At 70.5% G+C, this 14,287-nt stretch carries 16 protein-coding genes and 1 pseudogene; 10 read left to right on the top strand and 7 right to left on the bottom strand.

The window, feature by feature from the left end:
• Nucleotides 1–71 precede the first annotated feature (71 nt).
• Nucleotides 72–403, top strand: a pseudogene (locus tag ACFWJO_RS06310) (transposase); the annotation flags it as partial.
• A 27-nt stretch (nt 404–430) separates the two neighbouring features.
• On the opposite strand, the gene ACFWJO_RS06315 reads toward ACFWJO_RS06310, so the two are convergent.
• The gene (locus ACFWJO_RS06315) at nt 431–802 is read right to left on the bottom strand and encodes a hypothetical protein (protein WP_386863652.1); all 372 of its coding nucleotides are present in this window, start codon (nt 800–802) and stop codon (nt 431–433) included.
• Nucleotides 803–1,110: 308 nt separating this feature from the next.
• Between ACFWJO_RS06315 and ACFWJO_RS06320 the strand changes: the two genes are divergently transcribed.
• Both ACFWJO_RS06320 and ACFWJO_RS06325 read left to right on the top strand, forming a co-directional pair.
• Nucleotides 1,111–1,980 carry an oxidoreductase gene (locus tag ACFWJO_RS06320; RefSeq protein ID WP_386863653.1) on the top strand — a complete coding sequence of 290 codons (870 nt, stop codon included), beginning with the start codon at nt 1,111–1,113 and terminating at the stop codon, nt 1,978–1,980.
• Nucleotides 1,981–2,027: 47 nt separating this feature from the next.
• Nucleotides 2,028–2,156, top strand: coding sequence for a hypothetical protein (locus ACFWJO_RS06325; RefSeq protein ID WP_386863654.1), 129 nt, complete (start codon nt 2,028–2,030; stop codon nt 2,154–2,156).
• Nucleotides 2,157–2,246: 90 nt separating this feature from the next.
• On the opposite strand, the gene ACFWJO_RS06330 is transcribed toward ACFWJO_RS06325, so the two are convergent.
• A complete protein-coding gene (locus ACFWJO_RS06330) occupies nt 2,247–2,672 on the bottom strand; it encodes an isomerase (protein ID WP_386863655.1) in 426 nt (141 codons plus the stop codon).
• A 149-nt stretch (nt 2,673–2,821) separates the two neighbouring features.
• Here ACFWJO_RS06330 and ACFWJO_RS06335 point away from each other — a divergent pair, with 149 nt between their 5' ends.
• The 4 genes from ACFWJO_RS06335 (at nt 2,822) to ACFWJO_RS06350 (ending at nt 7,673) form a co-directional block, all read left to right on the top strand.
• On the top strand, nt 2,822–3,625 hold the full coding sequence (locus tag ACFWJO_RS06335) for a helix-turn-helix domain-containing protein (protein ID WP_386863656.1): 804 nt from the start codon (nt 2,822–2,824) through the stop codon (nt 3,623–3,625).
• 441 nt (nt 3,626–4,066) lie between these two features.
• On the top strand, nt 4,067–4,489 hold the full coding sequence (locus tag ACFWJO_RS06340; RefSeq protein ID WP_386863657.1) for a hypothetical protein: 423 nt from the start codon (nt 4,067–4,069) through the stop codon (nt 4,487–4,489).
• A 13-nt stretch (nt 4,490–4,502) separates the two neighbouring features.
• Nucleotides 4,503–6,881, top strand: a complete 2,379-nt coding sequence (locus ACFWJO_RS06345) for a hypothetical protein (RefSeq protein ID WP_386863658.1) — start codon at nt 4,503–4,505, stop codon at nt 6,879–6,881.
• Between the two features lie 267 nt (nt 6,882–7,148).
• The gene (locus ACFWJO_RS06350; protein WP_386863659.1) at nt 7,149–7,673 is read left to right on the top strand and encodes an AAA family ATPase; all 525 of its coding nucleotides are present in this window, start codon (nt 7,149–7,151) and stop codon (nt 7,671–7,673) included.
• A 315-nt stretch (nt 7,674–7,988) separates the two neighbouring features.
• Here the strand turns inward: ACFWJO_RS06350 and ACFWJO_RS06355 are convergent, their stop codons facing one another.
• A complete protein-coding gene (locus ACFWJO_RS06355) occupies nt 7,989–8,462 on the bottom strand; it encodes a hypothetical protein (protein WP_386863660.1) in 474 nt (157 codons plus the stop codon).
• 341 nt (nt 8,463–8,803) lie between these two features.
• Between ACFWJO_RS06355 and ACFWJO_RS06360 the strand changes: the two genes are divergently transcribed.
• Nucleotides 8,804–9,274 carry a hypothetical protein gene (locus ACFWJO_RS06360; RefSeq protein WP_386863661.1) on the top strand — a complete coding sequence of 157 codons (471 nt, stop codon included), beginning with the start codon at nt 8,804–8,806 and terminating at the stop codon, nt 9,272–9,274.
• Nucleotides 9,275–9,448: 174 nt separating this feature from the next.
• Here ACFWJO_RS06360 and ACFWJO_RS06365 read toward each other — a convergent pair whose 3' ends face one another.
• The 3 genes from ACFWJO_RS06365 to ACFWJO_RS06375 all read right to left on the bottom strand — a co-directional run bounded on the left by ACFWJO_RS06365 (nt 9,449) and on the right by ACFWJO_RS06375 (nt 12,029).
• Entirely contained in the window at nt 9,449–10,099 is a 651-nt protein-coding gene (locus tag ACFWJO_RS06365) for a DUF4360 domain-containing protein (RefSeq protein WP_386863662.1), read from the bottom strand.
• A gap of 613 nt (nt 10,100–10,712) precedes the next feature.
• Complete coding sequence (locus ACFWJO_RS06370) at nt 10,713–11,033, bottom strand: hypothetical protein (protein WP_386863663.1); 321 nt, start codon at nt 11,031–11,033, stop codon at nt 10,713–10,715.
• Nucleotides 11,034–11,243: 210 nt separating this feature from the next.
• Entirely contained in the window at nt 11,244–12,029 is a 786-nt protein-coding gene (locus ACFWJO_RS06375; protein WP_386863664.1) for an alpha/beta fold hydrolase, read from the bottom strand.
• Between the two features lie 141 nt (nt 12,030–12,170).
• Between ACFWJO_RS06375 and ACFWJO_RS06380 the strand changes: the two genes are divergently transcribed.
• Nucleotides 12,171–12,362 (top strand): MerR family transcriptional regulator, encoded by a 192-nt coding sequence (locus ACFWJO_RS06380; RefSeq protein ID WP_386863665.1) that lies wholly within the window; start codon nt 12,171–12,173, stop codon nt 12,360–12,362.
• Nucleotides 12,363–12,599: 237 nt separating this feature from the next.
• Nucleotides 12,600–12,935, top strand: a complete 336-nt coding sequence (locus ACFWJO_RS06385) for a hypothetical protein (RefSeq protein ID WP_386863666.1) — start codon at nt 12,600–12,602, stop codon at nt 12,933–12,935.
• 137 nt (nt 12,936–13,072) lie between these two features.
• Here the strand turns inward: ACFWJO_RS06385 and ACFWJO_RS06390 are convergent, their stop codons facing one another.
• The gene (locus tag ACFWJO_RS06390) at nt 13,073–14,227 is read right to left on the bottom strand and encodes a hypothetical protein (RefSeq protein ID WP_386863667.1); all 1,155 of its coding nucleotides are present in this window, start codon (nt 14,225–14,227) and stop codon (nt 13,073–13,075) included.
• Nucleotides 14,228–14,287: the final 60 nt, after the last annotated feature.

A 14,287-nucleotide genomic window follows, 5' to 3' on the forward strand; every position in this document is an offset into this window, starting at 1 on the left:
ACCGCTCTGCTGGTCCAGGCCGACGCCGAAGGCGACTTCGACCGGGTCGTCGCGGTCGACTCCGCGCCCGCTTACGGGTGCCGCGGTCGATCGGCCGGCCCAGGCCACCCCGGACGTCGTGCTGGCCGACAAGGCCTACTCGTCCCGCGCGATCAGGATCCACCTCAGCCGGCGCGGGATCGGGGCGGTGATCCCGCATCCCGCCGACCAGATCGTCAATCGGAAAAGACGAGGCCGGTCCGGCGGCCGTCCACCCGCCTTCGAACAGCGAGGCCTACAAACAGCGCAACACCGTCGAGCGGTGCATCGACAGGCTCAAGCAGTGACGCGGCTGGCCACCCGCTACTACAACACCGCCACCATCTACCTCGCCGGACTCCACACCGCCACCATCTTCATCTGGTCAGCCAGGTCACTCCAGCCGGGCTGCCTAGACCCATCCCTGGTCGAGGTAAACCGTCCAGGTGTCTCCCACTGCCTTGTGCAGTTCAACCAGAGCCGCGACGTCGGCGATGGCTGCCGGGGCGTCGGACAGTCGCAACGGGGAGTCCGGGACGCTGTTGCGGGTGTAGACCGGCAGCTCGCCGTGGCAGTTGAAGGCGTGAAGCGTCGAGGGAGCATCGTCGAACCATGCGGGAGAGTTCTCCTCGGCCCATGCAGCCGCGGCGTCGACACGATCCATATGCACCAGTAGATCCTCAGGAGCAGGCCCGCCACTGAACTGCACGAGGAAGCCGTGAGCGTCCACTGCCCACCAATCCCACATGAATCCAGGTCGGGGGTGCCGCAGGATTGTCGTCATGCCATCACCGTATCCAGGCCGGACAAGACCGTAGAAGGTGATCCGAAGGAAACGGCCTAGGTCCGCCCGGCCCCACCCGGCCCCATCCGGTTCCACCGGGCCCCGCCCCGGCAACTCCCGCGCCGCGCCGCACCGCGCCCCCGTCCGGCTCGGTACGGAAGGGGAATCCGGCTCGGTGCGGAAGGGGTACCCGGCTCGGTACGGAAGGAGAAGACGTCGGCGACGCAACGGCAACACGGCCGGAAGACGCTCGGGCATGCTCGCGGTGCGCCGCTCCACAGGCGGCGCGGGAAAGCCGAGGAGGGGGATTGAACACGCAAGATCCGAGGCCGGACACGTCCGCGCCCGGGAGGGTGTGGCTCGTCACCGGTGCCACGTCCGGCTTCGGCCGGAGCATCACCGAGGCCGCCCTGGACGCCGGTGACACGGTCATCGCGGCGGCCCGTCGACCGGCCGTCCTGGACGAGCTCGCGGCGACGTATCCGGGCCGGCTGGTTCCGGTGGCCCTGGACGTCACGGACGCCGACGCCGTCGACGCGACGGTCGCCGAGGCGGTCGCACGATTCGGCCGGATCGACGTCCTGGTGAACAACGCCGGCCGAGGCCTCGTGGGCGCGGTGGAGGAGACCACTGACAGGGAACTCCGGGACCTGATGGAGCTGCACTTCTTCGGACCCGCCCGACTCACGAGGGCGGTCCTGCCGCACATGCGCAGTCAGAAGTCCGGCGCCGTCGTGCAGATGACCAGCATGGGAGGGCGGCTGTCCTTCCCCGGAGTCGGTGCCTACTCGGCGACCAAGTTCGCCCTGGAGGGGCTGACGGAGGCGCTCGCGGCCGAGGTGGCCCCGTTCGGGATCAAGGCGCTGATCGTCGAACCCGGCTCGTTCCGCACCTCGTTCGCCGGTGGCGGCGCACTGCAACTGACGGCCGAGATGCCGGAGTACGCCGAGACCGTCGGCGCGGTGCGTACAGCGCTTCCGGACAGCGACGGCAAGCAGGCCGGTGACCCGGAGAAGGCGGCCGCCGCCATCCTGCGGGCGCTCGACAGCGAGCACACGCCCCTGCGACTCGCCCTGGGCAACGACGCGTTCGACGCGATCACCGCCCACGCCGAGGCGGCCCTGGCGGAGGCCCGGGCCTGGGAATCGGTCAGCCGAGGCACCGACTTCGAGGACTGAGCACCAGGCGGCACAACGAAAAAGACAACAGAGAAAGAGGGAACGACATGAAGAAGCTCCTCGTGGCCGCGGCCATCACCCTCAGCGTTCTCGGCATCGCCACGGCCACCGCGGTCGCCCACGGCCCGGCGTCCCAGGTGCGGCACTCGGTCGCCGGGGACCCGGCCTGCTGCTGACCCATTGGCCACCCAGCCGGTCGGGGCCACGCGCTCCGACCGGCGGTGGTGGGTGAAGAAGCCCCTCGTCCATGGCGAGGGGCTCGCCGCTCAGGACGCGGCCGCGTCCTGAGCCTCCGGATCGAAGCCCTCGGGCGCGCGGTCGAGGAACACCGTGACGGAGCTGATCCGCCCGTACGCGTCGAACTGGAGGATGTCCGTGCCCATGGCGAACGAGGCGCCGTCCCCGGTGAGGACCTCCCAGGCGATCCGGGCGCGGGCGTGGTGGGTCTGCGGGCGTTCGCGCAGGCGGAACTCGACGGCGCCCAGGTGGCCGGCGAACCGCTCGCGGAAGTCCCCCAGGGCCTGGGCGCCGCTCAGGAGGCCGATGGGCGCGCAGTACTCGACGTCGTCGGCGAAGGCGGCCGCCGCGGCGCGGTGCCCTTCCTCCTCGGTGTCGGCGTTCCAGAACCGTACGTACTCCTCGACGGGCTGGGCGCAAGTGTGCTGGATGTGCTGGACGGTCACCTCGGTCATGGCCGGAATCCTTTCGTCGGGTCGTCGCTGCGAGGAGACAACCGCCGTCGGTGTGCCTCCGGTGGACGACTGTGCGGGCTGCGGAGTCCGACTGTCGATGACCTCCGAGGTCATTGCCGTTGCGCGCGCGGCCGGGAAGCCTGGGAGCCATGACGACGCCCCTCACTGAACCCGTCGGAGTGCTGTTGCGGCGCTGGCGCGAGCGCCGTCGGCGCTCCCAGCTCGACGTGTCGCTCGCCGCCGAGCTGTCCACCCGGCATCTGAGCTGCATCGAGACGGGGCGGGCGAATCCGAGCCGCGACATGATCCGGCGTCTGTGCGACGAGCTGGAGGTGCCGCTGCGCGAACGCAACGCCCTCTACATGGCAGGAGGTTTCGCGCCGGTACACCCGGAGCGTGCACTCGCCGACCTGGGCGCGGCGCGCGAGGCGGTGGAAGCGGTCCTGAGGGGGCACGAACCGCATCCCGCGCTCGCGGTCGACGTGTGCTGGGAGCTGGTGGCCGCGAACCGCGCGGCAGAGCTGTTCCTCGGCGACGTCCGCGGCGCGGGGGACGGGGGCACGGACCCGCGGTTCAACGTCCTGAAGGCGACGCTGCACCCCGACGGCCTGGCGGGGCGCATCCTGAACCTCGCCCAGTGGCGGGCCCATGTGCTGCGCCGGGTCCGGCGCCAGTGGGAGCGGACGGCGCTCGCCGGCCTCGCGGAACTCCTCGCCGAGCTGGAGAGTTACCCCGCCCCCGCGGCGGACCCGTCCGGACCCTCCGGATACGGTCCGGCGGACGACCTGGTGGTTCCCCTGCGACTGGCGACCGACCACGGCGAACTCGCGCTGCTCTACACGACGACGGTGTTCGGTTCGCCGCGGGACGTGACGCTGGACGAGATCGCCATCGAGACGTTCTTCCCGGCCGATCCCCGCACCGCCGAACTGATGCGGGCGGCCGCAACGTAGCCTTCCCACCGCGCCGCTCACCTCTCCCGGCTCAAGGACGGGGCCTGATCTGTAAGGCCCGACGGCCCGACGGCCCGACGGCCCGACCGCCCGACCGCCCGACGGCCCGACGGCCCGGGTACGGCTCACCCGCCTCTGGCGCCGACGGCCAGGCGTCCGTACGGTGAGCGCTTGGTACCGATGGGAACGGCACGCGGCACACAGGGCACGGCACGTACCCCATGGCACATCTCGAGAACCATGGCAAGGCAGGGCACGCGAACGACGGCAAGGCGCGTGAACCACGGCACGACACGCGAGCGACTGACGTCACGCGAACCATGGCACGACACGAGAACGACTGCACGTCACGCGCACCAGGTACGACACGCGAGCGACTGCACGACACGCGCACCAGGCACGACATGTTGACACGCACGACACATCGAAGCGGGGGAACGTATGTCGTTCGAGGAGGAATGGCGGCAGGCGGGTGCGGACGCGGTCGACAAGCCCGCCGTCGCGATGCGGCTGAACCAGACCGGAGGCGGCGGCGCCACGCCCGACCTGGCCGTCAAGAGCGACGCACTGGGCCCGATCGGCGCGGACGCGTACGCGCTGTACGAGGGGGTGAAGCGCGACGCCGAGACCGTACGGGTGTCGAACTACGAGGCGGCAGCGGCGCTCACCGCCGCCCAGTTCACCTGCGGCGCCCAGCTGATGCAGCTGCACGAACGGTGGTACACGCAGCTGGGGACCCTGCGGGACGCCTGCGCGCAGATCTCCAACCACCTGGACTACTCGGTCGCGGCGCACGCCAAGGACGACGCGGAGATCCGGGGCGACCTGATGGCCGTGTCCAGGATCAACGAGCTGCTGAAGTAGGCGGGGGCGAACCATGCTGACGTACTTCGACGTGATGCACGCGCCGCTCGACAAGCTCAAGACCGCTGTCGACGACTGGTCGGCGATGGCGAGCAAGCTCGCGCTGCTGGCCGGCGACGCCCGCGACGGGATGCAGAGCAAGGCCGACAAGGCGGACTGGGCGGGAGTGAACGCGGAGGTCAGCCAGGCGTTCATCCGCAAGGTCGCGAAGGAGTTCGACGACGCGGCCAAGGAGGCCAAGGGCATACACCAGCTCCTGCTCGACGGGTACACCGCGTTCAAGAGGGCGAAGGACGCCCTCCAGGAGATCGTCGACGGCGCGGAGAAGGCGGGCATCGTCGTGGACAGCCAGGGCCTGGTCACGGCCCGGTACCCCGTGTCCGCCGACGCCTCGACCCGCCACGACCCGGACATGGATCGAGCACGGGCCGAGGAGAAGGCCGATCTGGACGCCTGGACCGAGCGGATACGGGCCATCGTCGCCGGCTGCACGGCCGATGACGAGTCACTCCGGCTCGCCCTGGCGGCGAACGTCGGCGACGCCCACGACTTCACCGTCCCCAAGTACACCAGCCTGGACGCGGAGGAGGCTCAGCGCGCCTACGAGCTGGCCGCCAAGGGAGCTACCGGCAGGAGCCTCACCCATGCCGAACTCCTCCAGCTCAACCAGCTGTTGGCGGCGAACCAGTCGTCCGTCGAGTTCACCACCTCCTTCTACGAGAAACTCGGCCCCAAGGGGACCCTGGACCTCTTCGCCCAGATGTCCACGGACACGCACACCACCGCCGGCCCCAAGGAAGAGCAGCTGAAGGACGTCCAGGACCTCCAGCGGAACCTGGGCCTCACCCTCGCCACGGCGACCGACCCCGACAGCAGGATCCTCGTACCCGGCGGCAACGGCGTCCCCGTCAACCCGCTCGGCGACTGGTCGGCCGAGTTCCGCAGGCTCGGCACCCAGAAGCTGCCCCTGTACCCCGGCGACACCATGGGGGTGTACGGATACCAGGCGCTCGCCGGGATCCTGCGCTACGGCGACTACGACCCGCGCTTCCTCAACCCGATCGCCGGACACGTGGTCCAACTGCACGAGAAGTACCCGCACATGTTCGCCGACAACAAGCGCGACGCCTGGCAGCAGAACATCTTCAATCCGTCCGGCCTCAACGGGGCGGGCTACGACCCGCTGACCGGCGTCCTCGAAGCCCTCGGCCACAGCCCCGAGGCGTCGAAACAGTTCTTCACGCAGGAGCCACCGCCGGCGTACGACACGGACGGGACGCTCAAGGTGGGTGTCCAGCCCGACCTCGGAAAGGAGGACGGGCAGCCCGTCACGAACTATCTCGACTACTTCGCACGCGAAGGCGGCGCTGAGTCCTTCCCGGACGTCGGCCGCAACGATCCCCACAACACGAAGGGCACCGAGGCGTACGTGCCGTCCGCGCTCGGCCACGCCTTGGAGGCGGCGACGCTGGGGCACGCCTGGGACGATCCGCGGCCGGTCCTCGTCCAGGACGAGACCACCGCGAAGCTCACCCAGAGCGTCATGGAGACGTACAGCGACGCGAAGCTGCTCAAGGACCAGGAGGCGTTGGCGGAGAGCATGGGACGCATCGGCGCCGGATACATCGACGACCTCCACTGGGCCCTCGACAACGGCGGCCAGCAGAGCGTCTTCGCACCGCGTCTCGCGGATCACGCTTCGCACGTCACGGTCAGCCGCGAGGTCGCCATCGACTTCCTGACGGCTCTGGGACAGCACCCCGATGCCTACGAGACCGTCTCGCTGGCCGAGCAGATCGCCACCACCGCCCGACTGGACACGATGGTGCGCCCCGACCACAACACTCCGCTGCCCGACCAGGGCCCCGCCCTGTTCGTGATCACGACCGGCGCGGAGGTGCAGGGGCTGCTCGACCACGCTCGCGGTGAGCAGATCAAGGCCGAGGGGGAGAAGGCGTACGAGGCGTACGAGAAGGCGCACGAGAAGACACAGAGGTGGATCGAACTCGGCACCGGGGCCCTCGTCGGAGCGGGCGTCGCGGCGCTGCCCTCCACGGCCGCGAGCGTCGGCGTCGGAGCGGTCCTCGTGCCGGTGGCCATGGACACCGGCGCGGCCTTCGTGGAGCAGATGATCACCGACATCCTCGGGAAGTACGGCGAGCAGGCTCTCGACGAGAAGAAGGGCAGCATCGAGGACCAGATCCGACAGGACACCAAGGACCTGTACCTGGCCGGTGAGAAGCGTTTCGAGGCCCCGGTGAACCGCTACATCGCCCTGCAGTACATCGACCCCACGGACTCGACGGCCCACGCACTCGTCAGCGCGGCGGTGGCCGGCTACGCCAAGGGCAACGACCGAGCGGCACAGACGGGCAACCTGCCGCAGACCTGACCGCTCAGCGCCCGGCGGACCTGCCGGGTCCACCGGACCCGCCGGACGCGCCCGGCGGCAGAGCGCCTCGGCACAGGGCGTGCTGATCGCCCCGCCCTTGATCGTCGGGTTCACTTGGGTGAGGCGCTCCAGGACGGCCACCGCGCGCCTCCGAGCCGGAGATCACAGGCCACCGCGGGGAGGCGAGAAGCGCGTGGGTCGGAACACCGCCGCCTTGCCATCAAAAAGCATGCCGTATCACTTGCTCTTCCCGATTACGATCAAGATGTGAGCACGTTGTTCCTGATGATCGGCCTGCCCGGAGCCGGCAAGACCACGAGGGCGCGACAACTCGCTGAGGAGTACGGCGCCCTGCGACTGACGCCTGACGAGTGGATGATTCCGTTGTTCGGCGAGCCCGAGGCGGACGGGAAGCGCGACGTGCTGGAAGGACGGCTGCTCTGGCTCGGCCTGGAGGCGCTCAGAGTGGGGACCAATGCGGTCCTGGACTTCGGCTGCTGGTCCCGTGACGAGAGGTCCGCGATCCGCTGGCTGGTGCAGTCCGCGGGGGCCGACTGCCGCCTCGTGTACGTGCCGGTGGACCATGAGACCCAACGTGCTCGCATCGCCCATCGCCAGTCGGCCACCCCGGATCAGACCTTCCCGATGAGCGAAGCGGACCTCGTTCAGTGGAGGACGCTCTTCGAGGAGCCCGACGCGGCCGAACTCGGCGGGAACGAGATCGGCAATCCGCCTCCTGGATCGCCGGGCTGGCTGGAGTGGGCCGCCGACCGCTGGCCGTCGCTCGCGTGAACCCGGCCGCGGCGCGTCCCAGTACCCGTCACCCCGACCCCGGCCCCGACAGCGACCGCCTCACCAACACCCGGCTCGGCCGGCTTCGCCGGCCACAGCGGGCGCCTGCGGAGCCACCCTCGGCCGGGGCTGCTACGAACGGTCGTCGCTCGGCATGACCACTGACACTCGGCCGGGGCGCCGACGCGGTCGCCGCCCGACACCGAGAGCTGACCGGACACACCGAGGCGTGGAGCCGGTTCGGGAGTACGCCCGAGGGCGAGCGACGCCGCGCGACCGCTCGTCGGGTTCGGCCTCCGTCCGGGCTGGTGACAACTACTGGTCGACGTTCCACCTACCGCAGTGCGAGATACCGTTGACGGGTCGCATGCACGCGCGTACGGCGTAGTGCCAGCTGTTGACGACGCCGGAATACCTGCGGCTGAACGGCCCGCACTGGAACCAGCCGCCGTTCATGTCGACTTGCAAGTTGCTGGGGTGCCTGTCCCCGAGCGGCATGTGGTTGTAGCTCCGGTCGATCCAGACCTGGTCGCCCGACTGGTAGCCGGAGGTGATCTCCGCATAGCTGTAGAGATCAGCGCCCTTGTCGTTCCACAATTTCAGCGTCCGGCCCTGGGAAATGAGGGTCACATCGGTGACCTCGCCGTAGACGGCGCCGGGGATCCAGGTGTACGCGCACTGTGAGGTCGTGGCCTGCGCTGCTGGTGCAGTCAGAAGGGCGGCGGGGAGGCCGAAGAGCCCGAGGACAGCGGCGGCGCGCATCGTGAAGCGGGTCCTGCGCTGGGTCATCTGCGGGGATCCGATCTGAGGATGGGAATGCCGCTCGGCATCGTGACAGCACGGCTCACACCCGTCAATGGCGTCAGCAGATGGCGACCCAGGGCATGGGAGGAGGGCGGCGGGCGGCCACCGCCTGGACGCGCACGCCAACGGCAGACCGTTGAAGGCGTCTCCACTCGGCGGATTGCCGGATTTACCGATCCGGTGGGCCGGCAGGCGGGCGGCGGTGTTCACGGGCTCTTCCCAGCTGTGGTTCGTCCGAACGTTTGCTGGCTGCTCCCCGTCCTGCGCGACCAGGATCCGGGAAAAGCGATTGGCGGACGGGGCGGCCCCGCCTACCGTCGTGTGTGATGGAGATGGTCTTCCGGAAGCTGCCGGGCAATCAGCACGAGATTCTGGTCCGCGCCCGAAAGGGGCCCGACGTGAGGCTCCCCGCCCAGCCGGACGGTCCCAGCATGCCGCACGACCTGGTGCACGCCGTGGTGGAGACGGCCCTCGGCATCGAGGACGGTTTCTGGGGCGCGACGGCGCGCGGCGCCACCTTTCAGGGCTTCGAGCTCGTCACGCCGGGGCGGCACCGCCGCTCCGGGTTGAAGGTGCTGCGCCGGGGCGGCGACGCCGTCATGGCGGCCGAGCTGTCGGTGAACTGGGCCTATCGGGTCTGGCGGAGCCTCTCCACGGAAGGCCGCGGCGTCGGCCCGGCGCCGCTGGACGCGGAGGCTCTCGCGAGAACGGGGCCCCGCCTGGACGCGGCCGCCGCCCGCTGGGCCGCGGTGCCCGAAGGTGGCGAACTCCTCTGGCGCTGGGGCTCGGACCGCTAGAAGCAGCCCGCCGTACAGATTGCCCACCGCCCGGGTTCCGCGTCGCTGCGGGTGACGGCGAATCGCCCGGGACGAGTACGCCTTGTCGGTCGGCCAGGGACCGTACCCCGGACGCGCGACTGTTCGGGAACAGAGCCCGGCCGGGAAGGCGTACCCGGCCGGGCTCTCAGGGCGTCACTTCCTGGGGCACTGCTTCCACGCGAGGTGGTAGATGGTGCTGATGTCGCCGTCGGTGGAGTCCATGGTCATGTAGCTGGTGGCCGCCGGCTTCGACGTGCCGGCGTCCACACGGAGCTCGGTGTTGATGTTGAAGTTCCGCTGCACGCCGCAGGGTGCCCACACGAGCTGCGCCCAGTCGGTGGCGTCGGTGGCCTGCCAGTTGTCCTCGTACGGGCCTCGGAAGGTGTGCGTCCGGGACGCGGTGTTCGGCGATCCCTGGAAGTAGTACGAGGCCTTCTCGGTACTGCTCGCTCCGGGCTGGAGGGACGCGTAGCCGCGGTAGTCGGCGCTGGCGATCGCGTAGGTGAACCCCTGGGGCACATGCACCAGAAGGTTGAGCTGGCAGTTCCTGCGGGCTGCCGTGGGGGAGGAGTTGCCGCCCGCCTGCGCCAGGTACTCGCTGTACGTGACGGTGAAGGCGGTGTTGTCCTCCGACACGGCGACGGCGGCCGTACCCAGAGGGCAGCCGGAGCCGTTCACCGTGGCGATGTCGATGACGATCCTGTCCGGGGGCGGGTCGGCGATCGACGAGGGGCTTGCCTGCGCGGGCAGGACGGAGGCGAACAGGGCGATGATCGCTCCGCTCACCAGTAAGGGGATTCTCATGCTTCTCCCATCCGGTGCTTCGGTGCCGGGCGAACGCGGGGGCGTCCGGCCGCGAGCTGGGGGGTGCGGCGCGCCGTAGGGTCGGGCGGCCGTCACGGACCTGTTGCGGTGGATCGAGGAGCGGGCCGTACGGAGGGGTGGTGCAGCCGGCAACGGTTGAACTATCATGCACATGTCAGACGTCTGACCCCCGTACCCCGCCGGTACGGGCGGGGGTGCTCGAATGCTAGAGGCCCAGACGCGCAGGGACAGGTCAGCGCCCGGCCAACAATCGCCCCGCGAACGGCCCTTCTGTGGCTCGGAACGGCGGGTGACGCCTCAGGCCTCGACCCTCGGCGCACGCCCCGCGTTCTGGACCGACCGCCGATCCCGAAACCGCTCCGCGCCGAGAGGCCCTGCGTACCGTCGACACTGAAGCGGCCTGGGGCGCGGCGCGGGGGGCGCGCGAGCGGCTAGGGGGCGCGGCCGACGGCGGGGGAGCGGCTAGAGGGCGCGGCCGACGGCGGGGGAGTGGCCAGGGCGCGGCCGACGGCGGGGGAGCGGCCAAGGGCGCGAGAGCCGCTTCCGGATCGGCCGACGGCGCGGCAGCCCCTGCCCACCCACCCGAGCGCCGTCAGTCGTCGATGCCGGTTCCGTCGCGAACCGAGTCCGCGGGAGCGCTCGGGAGCTTTCGGCGTGCGCGGACGACGCGGGCGATCCTCACCACCGTGGCGGCGCCCCAGATGCCGCAGCCGACGCCGAAGAGGACGGTGCTGTCGAGCAGACTGCTGAGCAAGAGAGAGGCGATGGAGAGGGCGTCCGACACGTCCAGCCACGCCGCCAGCCGTACGGCGGGTTCGTCGGCTCGTAGACGGCGCGGCGCGGGGGCGTTGGCGAGCACCAAGAGGGCCCCCAGACCTATCGCGAGCCAACGGGCTCCGGTGGGCATATCCACCGGCGAAACGTATCGCCGGTCGTGAACCTGCGGATGGCCGGCGCATGAACGACCGAGGTACGGAGAGACGTCGCCGGCCGTTACCTGCGTGACCGAGATACGGACGAACGCCTCCGCCGTCGCGCCCGCCGCCTCGCCGCCGGAGGCGCGCATTCCCTTCCACGCGGTTCGACCGACCCGCCCGCGCCGTCGCGGTGCAGTGCCGCAGGCTCAGGTCTGCGTGCCCAGGCGCCTGCCTCCGCCCGAAGCCGCGTCGATGAGAACGTCCGCGAGCGCGAGGGGGACGGACAGCATCGGGTAGTGGCCCGTGGCGAGTTCGAAGAAGGTCGCGTCGGTGCCGACCGCGCCTGACACGCGCGGGTCACCGGCCTCGTAGAGCGCCTCCACCATCGCGATGGACACGCCGTTGTGCGTGCAGAAGACCGCGCTGCTCGGAAGGCTCCACACCGCCCCGCCCAGGCTGATCGGTTCGGTGAAGCAGGCGTACGGGTGAGGTGCCGCGAGGCGCCGCATCCTGGCCAGGGCCTCCTCGTCCATTCCCGAGAGACTGCCCCATTCACCGAGCTGGTCCTCGGGCGGCAGAGGGAACCGCCAGCCGTCGCCGTCGGCGGCCACCATCTCCTCGACCGCGGCTCTGCGGGCCTCGTCCATGAAGCCGTCCTTCACGGTGTCCCCGTCCTGCGGCACTCCGGTGTCCAGGTAGACGATCCTGCCGATCCGTTCCGGCCTGCGGTCGGCGGCGCCCACCACCGGGAAGATCCCGTAGCTGTGGCCCACGACGATGGCGCCGGTCGCCTCCTCGTGGTCGAGTACGTGGACGATGTCGTCCACGTGCGTGCTGAGGCCCGTGTCCCGACGTGCCAGGTGCCTGCGCTCGCCGAGACCGGTCAGGGTGACGGGACGCGCGCGGTGACCGCGCCGGGCCAGTTCACCGGCCACGTCGCGCCAGGCCCAGCCGCCGAGCCAGCCGCCCGCGACCAGGATGAAGTCCGCCATGGGAGAAGGTCCCTTCTGCATCGTGCCCCGCTCGCGCGCACCAGGACGCGCGCAGCCGGGGCAGGTCCGATCCGCCGCCCGGACGGCTGCCCGCGCGGCTCGTGGCATACGTCAGCAACCGTCCCAGGGGGAGGTTCAAGGATGAGGTCCGAGTGGACGATCGGGGGTCTGGCCGCCGAGGTCGGCGTGTCGGTCAAGGCCGTCCGTTACTGCACCGAGCGCGGCCTGCTGCGTGGTGTCACCCGCAGCGCCGGCGGTCACCGCCGCTACGACCGGTCCGCGGTGGAGCGCCTGCGCCTGCTGCGTGCCCTGCGCGCGATGGGTATGCCTTGACCGTCGCCACCGTCGCCACCGTCGCCACCGTCGCCACCGTCGCCACCGTCGCCACCGTCGCCACCGTCGCCACCGACGCGGCCGCGGGAGAACTCCCGCTCGGCCAGACCCCTCGACACCTTCGTCCGCACCTACGCGCACTCCCAGGGAGTGCCCGCCGCCACACTCAGGAGCCCACGCCGCCCCTGCCCCGACGCCCGGTGCTTGAGCCCCGCCGGCGTCTGGCATCATCGACCGATGGACTTCTCCAAGCAACTGGCAGACTGGACAGACTCCGACGGCGCGGCGTACCAGTTGGGGAAGGCGCTCGGCATCTTCGGCGAGCATGAACGCTTCGCCTCTTTGAAATGGGTCTTCTGGAGTGAGAACCCGGTGGGCCGAGCCCTGCACGAGATCCTGCTCCAGCTCGTGGCCGCCGGCATCCTGGAGCAGGACGAGGACGAGGACCAGTTCAGGTGGGCCGGCGACGTCGAGGGGGTCCTGCACGCTGCCCACTGGGGGCCGTCCGGCGGATCCGATCCGAACAGCCCCTCAGCCACATCCACATTCGCTGACGACCCGTCGATGTCGTGACCGGCGAAATGATCGTTTCCCGCGCGGACAGGTCGCTGCCCGGAGCGCTGCCCGGAGCGCTGCCCTCGTCCAACATGTCAGGAGCTCTCAGAGAACCATGACACAGAGGGCAGCACCGGACTCACCCCCGCCTCTCTTCAGCGGTTCGGACCACGGAAGAGAGGGAGCCTTCTCGTGAAGGCCTTCCGTGGAGCGGTCTCCTGGTCGACCGCAGCCGGCGCGGGCGTCTCGGGCGGGCCGCTGCCCCCGGTTGCCTCGGCCAGTGCGGCCAGCGCGGATTCCGCTGCCTCGCGGTAGAGGTCGCACGACTCCGTCATGGCCTGGAGCGCTTTGGCGTACCGGGTGACCATGGCCCGCGCGTGGACGAGCTCCTCGTGGTCGGTGAGGAGGTGCCAGCCCTGGCGGAGGCGTGTCAGGGCCGCTTCGGCGTCGGCCGGCAGCGGACGCGGCAGCGAGGCGTACTCCGTGACCTTGCGCAGAAGTTCGGTCGGTTCCGTGCCGTCGAGGAAGACGTCGCGTACGGTGAAGCGCTCGGCGTCGTAACCCGTGGCCTGCGGTGTCGAGGGAAGGACGACGGCACCGCCGCGGGGCAGCCCGACACCCAGCTCGCGCCTCATCACGAAGTCGGCGATCAGCGCCTGCTCCGGCGTGGCCCGGTGCTCGATCACCTGGTGCCTCAGGCTCGGCGGCAGGAACGCCGTGACCGGTCGTCGCCCCAGCTCGTCCGGTGTCATCGCCTCGTGCACCACGACATGGATGAACCAGCTCTGCCGGGTGCACTCACGCAGCAGGCGCCGCAGCTCTCCGTCGTCCTTCGGCAGGTAGTTGGCCGCCCGCAGACGCACGCCCGCCACGCTGTCGTGATCCCAGGCGACCTGGTCGCTGTCGGGCCAGAACACGGTGGCGGGTGAGGGCCAGCTCGCCTCCCACCGCCGCTCCGCCTCGGCGGCGAGCACCCAGGCGACCTCGCCCTCGCTGTCGGCGCGGCGGGACGCCGGCTCGTACGTGGTGAGTTGGGCGCGCACGGTGGCGCCGTCGGTCACCCGCCAGCGCGCTTCGAAGAGACGGCGGGCCGACGGACCGGGGTCGGCGGACGCGTCCCGGGGGAACATGTCGGTCGAGCGGGCCGCCTCCACGGGGTCGAGGTCCAGGAAGTCGTCGATCACCCCGGCCGCCTTGAGCGCGATCAGATTGCGCCGGACGTCCCGCTCGGCCTCTGGCCCGCGGTGACGCCCACATCCGAGCCAGGCGGTGTCGGGGGCAGTGGTTGATGAAGGGCTGCTCTTGGCCATGGAACCGTCCAGTGGGTGATCAGGGCCCGACCAGTATGGTCCGTGGCCGGGCGGTTGAGT

The organism is Streptomyces sp. NPDC127092, assembly GCF_042722475.1.
In the GTDB taxonomy this organism is placed as follows: domain Bacteria; phylum Actinomycetota; class Actinomycetes; order Streptomycetales; family Streptomycetaceae; genus Streptomyces.

Coding starts and splice junctions, on each gene's coding strand:
- ACFWJO_RS06315 (WP_386863652.1), bottom strand. CDS start 802: ATGACGACAATCCTGCGGCACCCCCGACCTGGATTCATGTGGGATTGG.
- ACFWJO_RS06325 (WP_386863654.1), top strand. CDS start 2,028: ATGAAGAAGCTCCTCGTGGCCGCGGCCATCACCCTCAGCGTTCTCGGC.
- ACFWJO_RS06330 (WP_386863655.1), bottom strand. CDS start 2,672: ATGACCGAGGTGACCGTCCAGCACATCCAGCACACTTGCGCCCAGCCC.
- ACFWJO_RS06335 (WP_386863656.1), top strand. CDS start 2,822: ATGACGACGCCCCTCACTGAACCCGTCGGAGTGCTGTTGCGGCGCTGG.
- ACFWJO_RS06340 (WP_386863657.1), top strand. CDS start 4,067: ATGTCGTTCGAGGAGGAATGGCGGCAGGCGGGTGCGGACGCGGTCGAC.
- ACFWJO_RS06345 (WP_386863658.1), top strand. CDS start 4,503: ATGCTGACGTACTTCGACGTGATGCACGCGCCGCTCGACAAGCTCAAG.
- ACFWJO_RS06355 (WP_386863660.1), bottom strand. CDS start 8,462: ATGACCCAGCGCAGGACCCGCTTCACGATGCGCGCCGCCGCTGTCCTC.
- ACFWJO_RS06360 (WP_386863661.1), top strand. CDS start 8,804: ATGGAGATGGTCTTCCGGAAGCTGCCGGGCAATCAGCACGAGATTCTG.
- ACFWJO_RS06365 (WP_386863662.1), bottom strand. CDS start 10,099: ATGAGAATCCCCTTACTGGTGAGCGGAGCGATCATCGCCCTGTTCGCC.
- ACFWJO_RS06375 (WP_386863664.1), bottom strand. CDS start 12,029: ATGGCGGACTTCATCCTGGTCGCGGGCGGCTGGCTCGGCGGCTGGGCC.
- ACFWJO_RS06380 (WP_386863665.1), top strand. CDS start 12,171: ATGAGGTCCGAGTGGACGATCGGGGGTCTGGCCGCCGAGGTCGGCGTG.
- ACFWJO_RS06385 (WP_386863666.1), top strand. CDS start 12,600: ATGGACTTCTCCAAGCAACTGGCAGACTGGACAGACTCCGACGGCGCG.
- ACFWJO_RS06390 (WP_386863667.1), bottom strand. CDS start 14,227: ATGGCCAAGAGCAGCCCTTCATCAACCACTGCCCCCGACACCGCCTGG.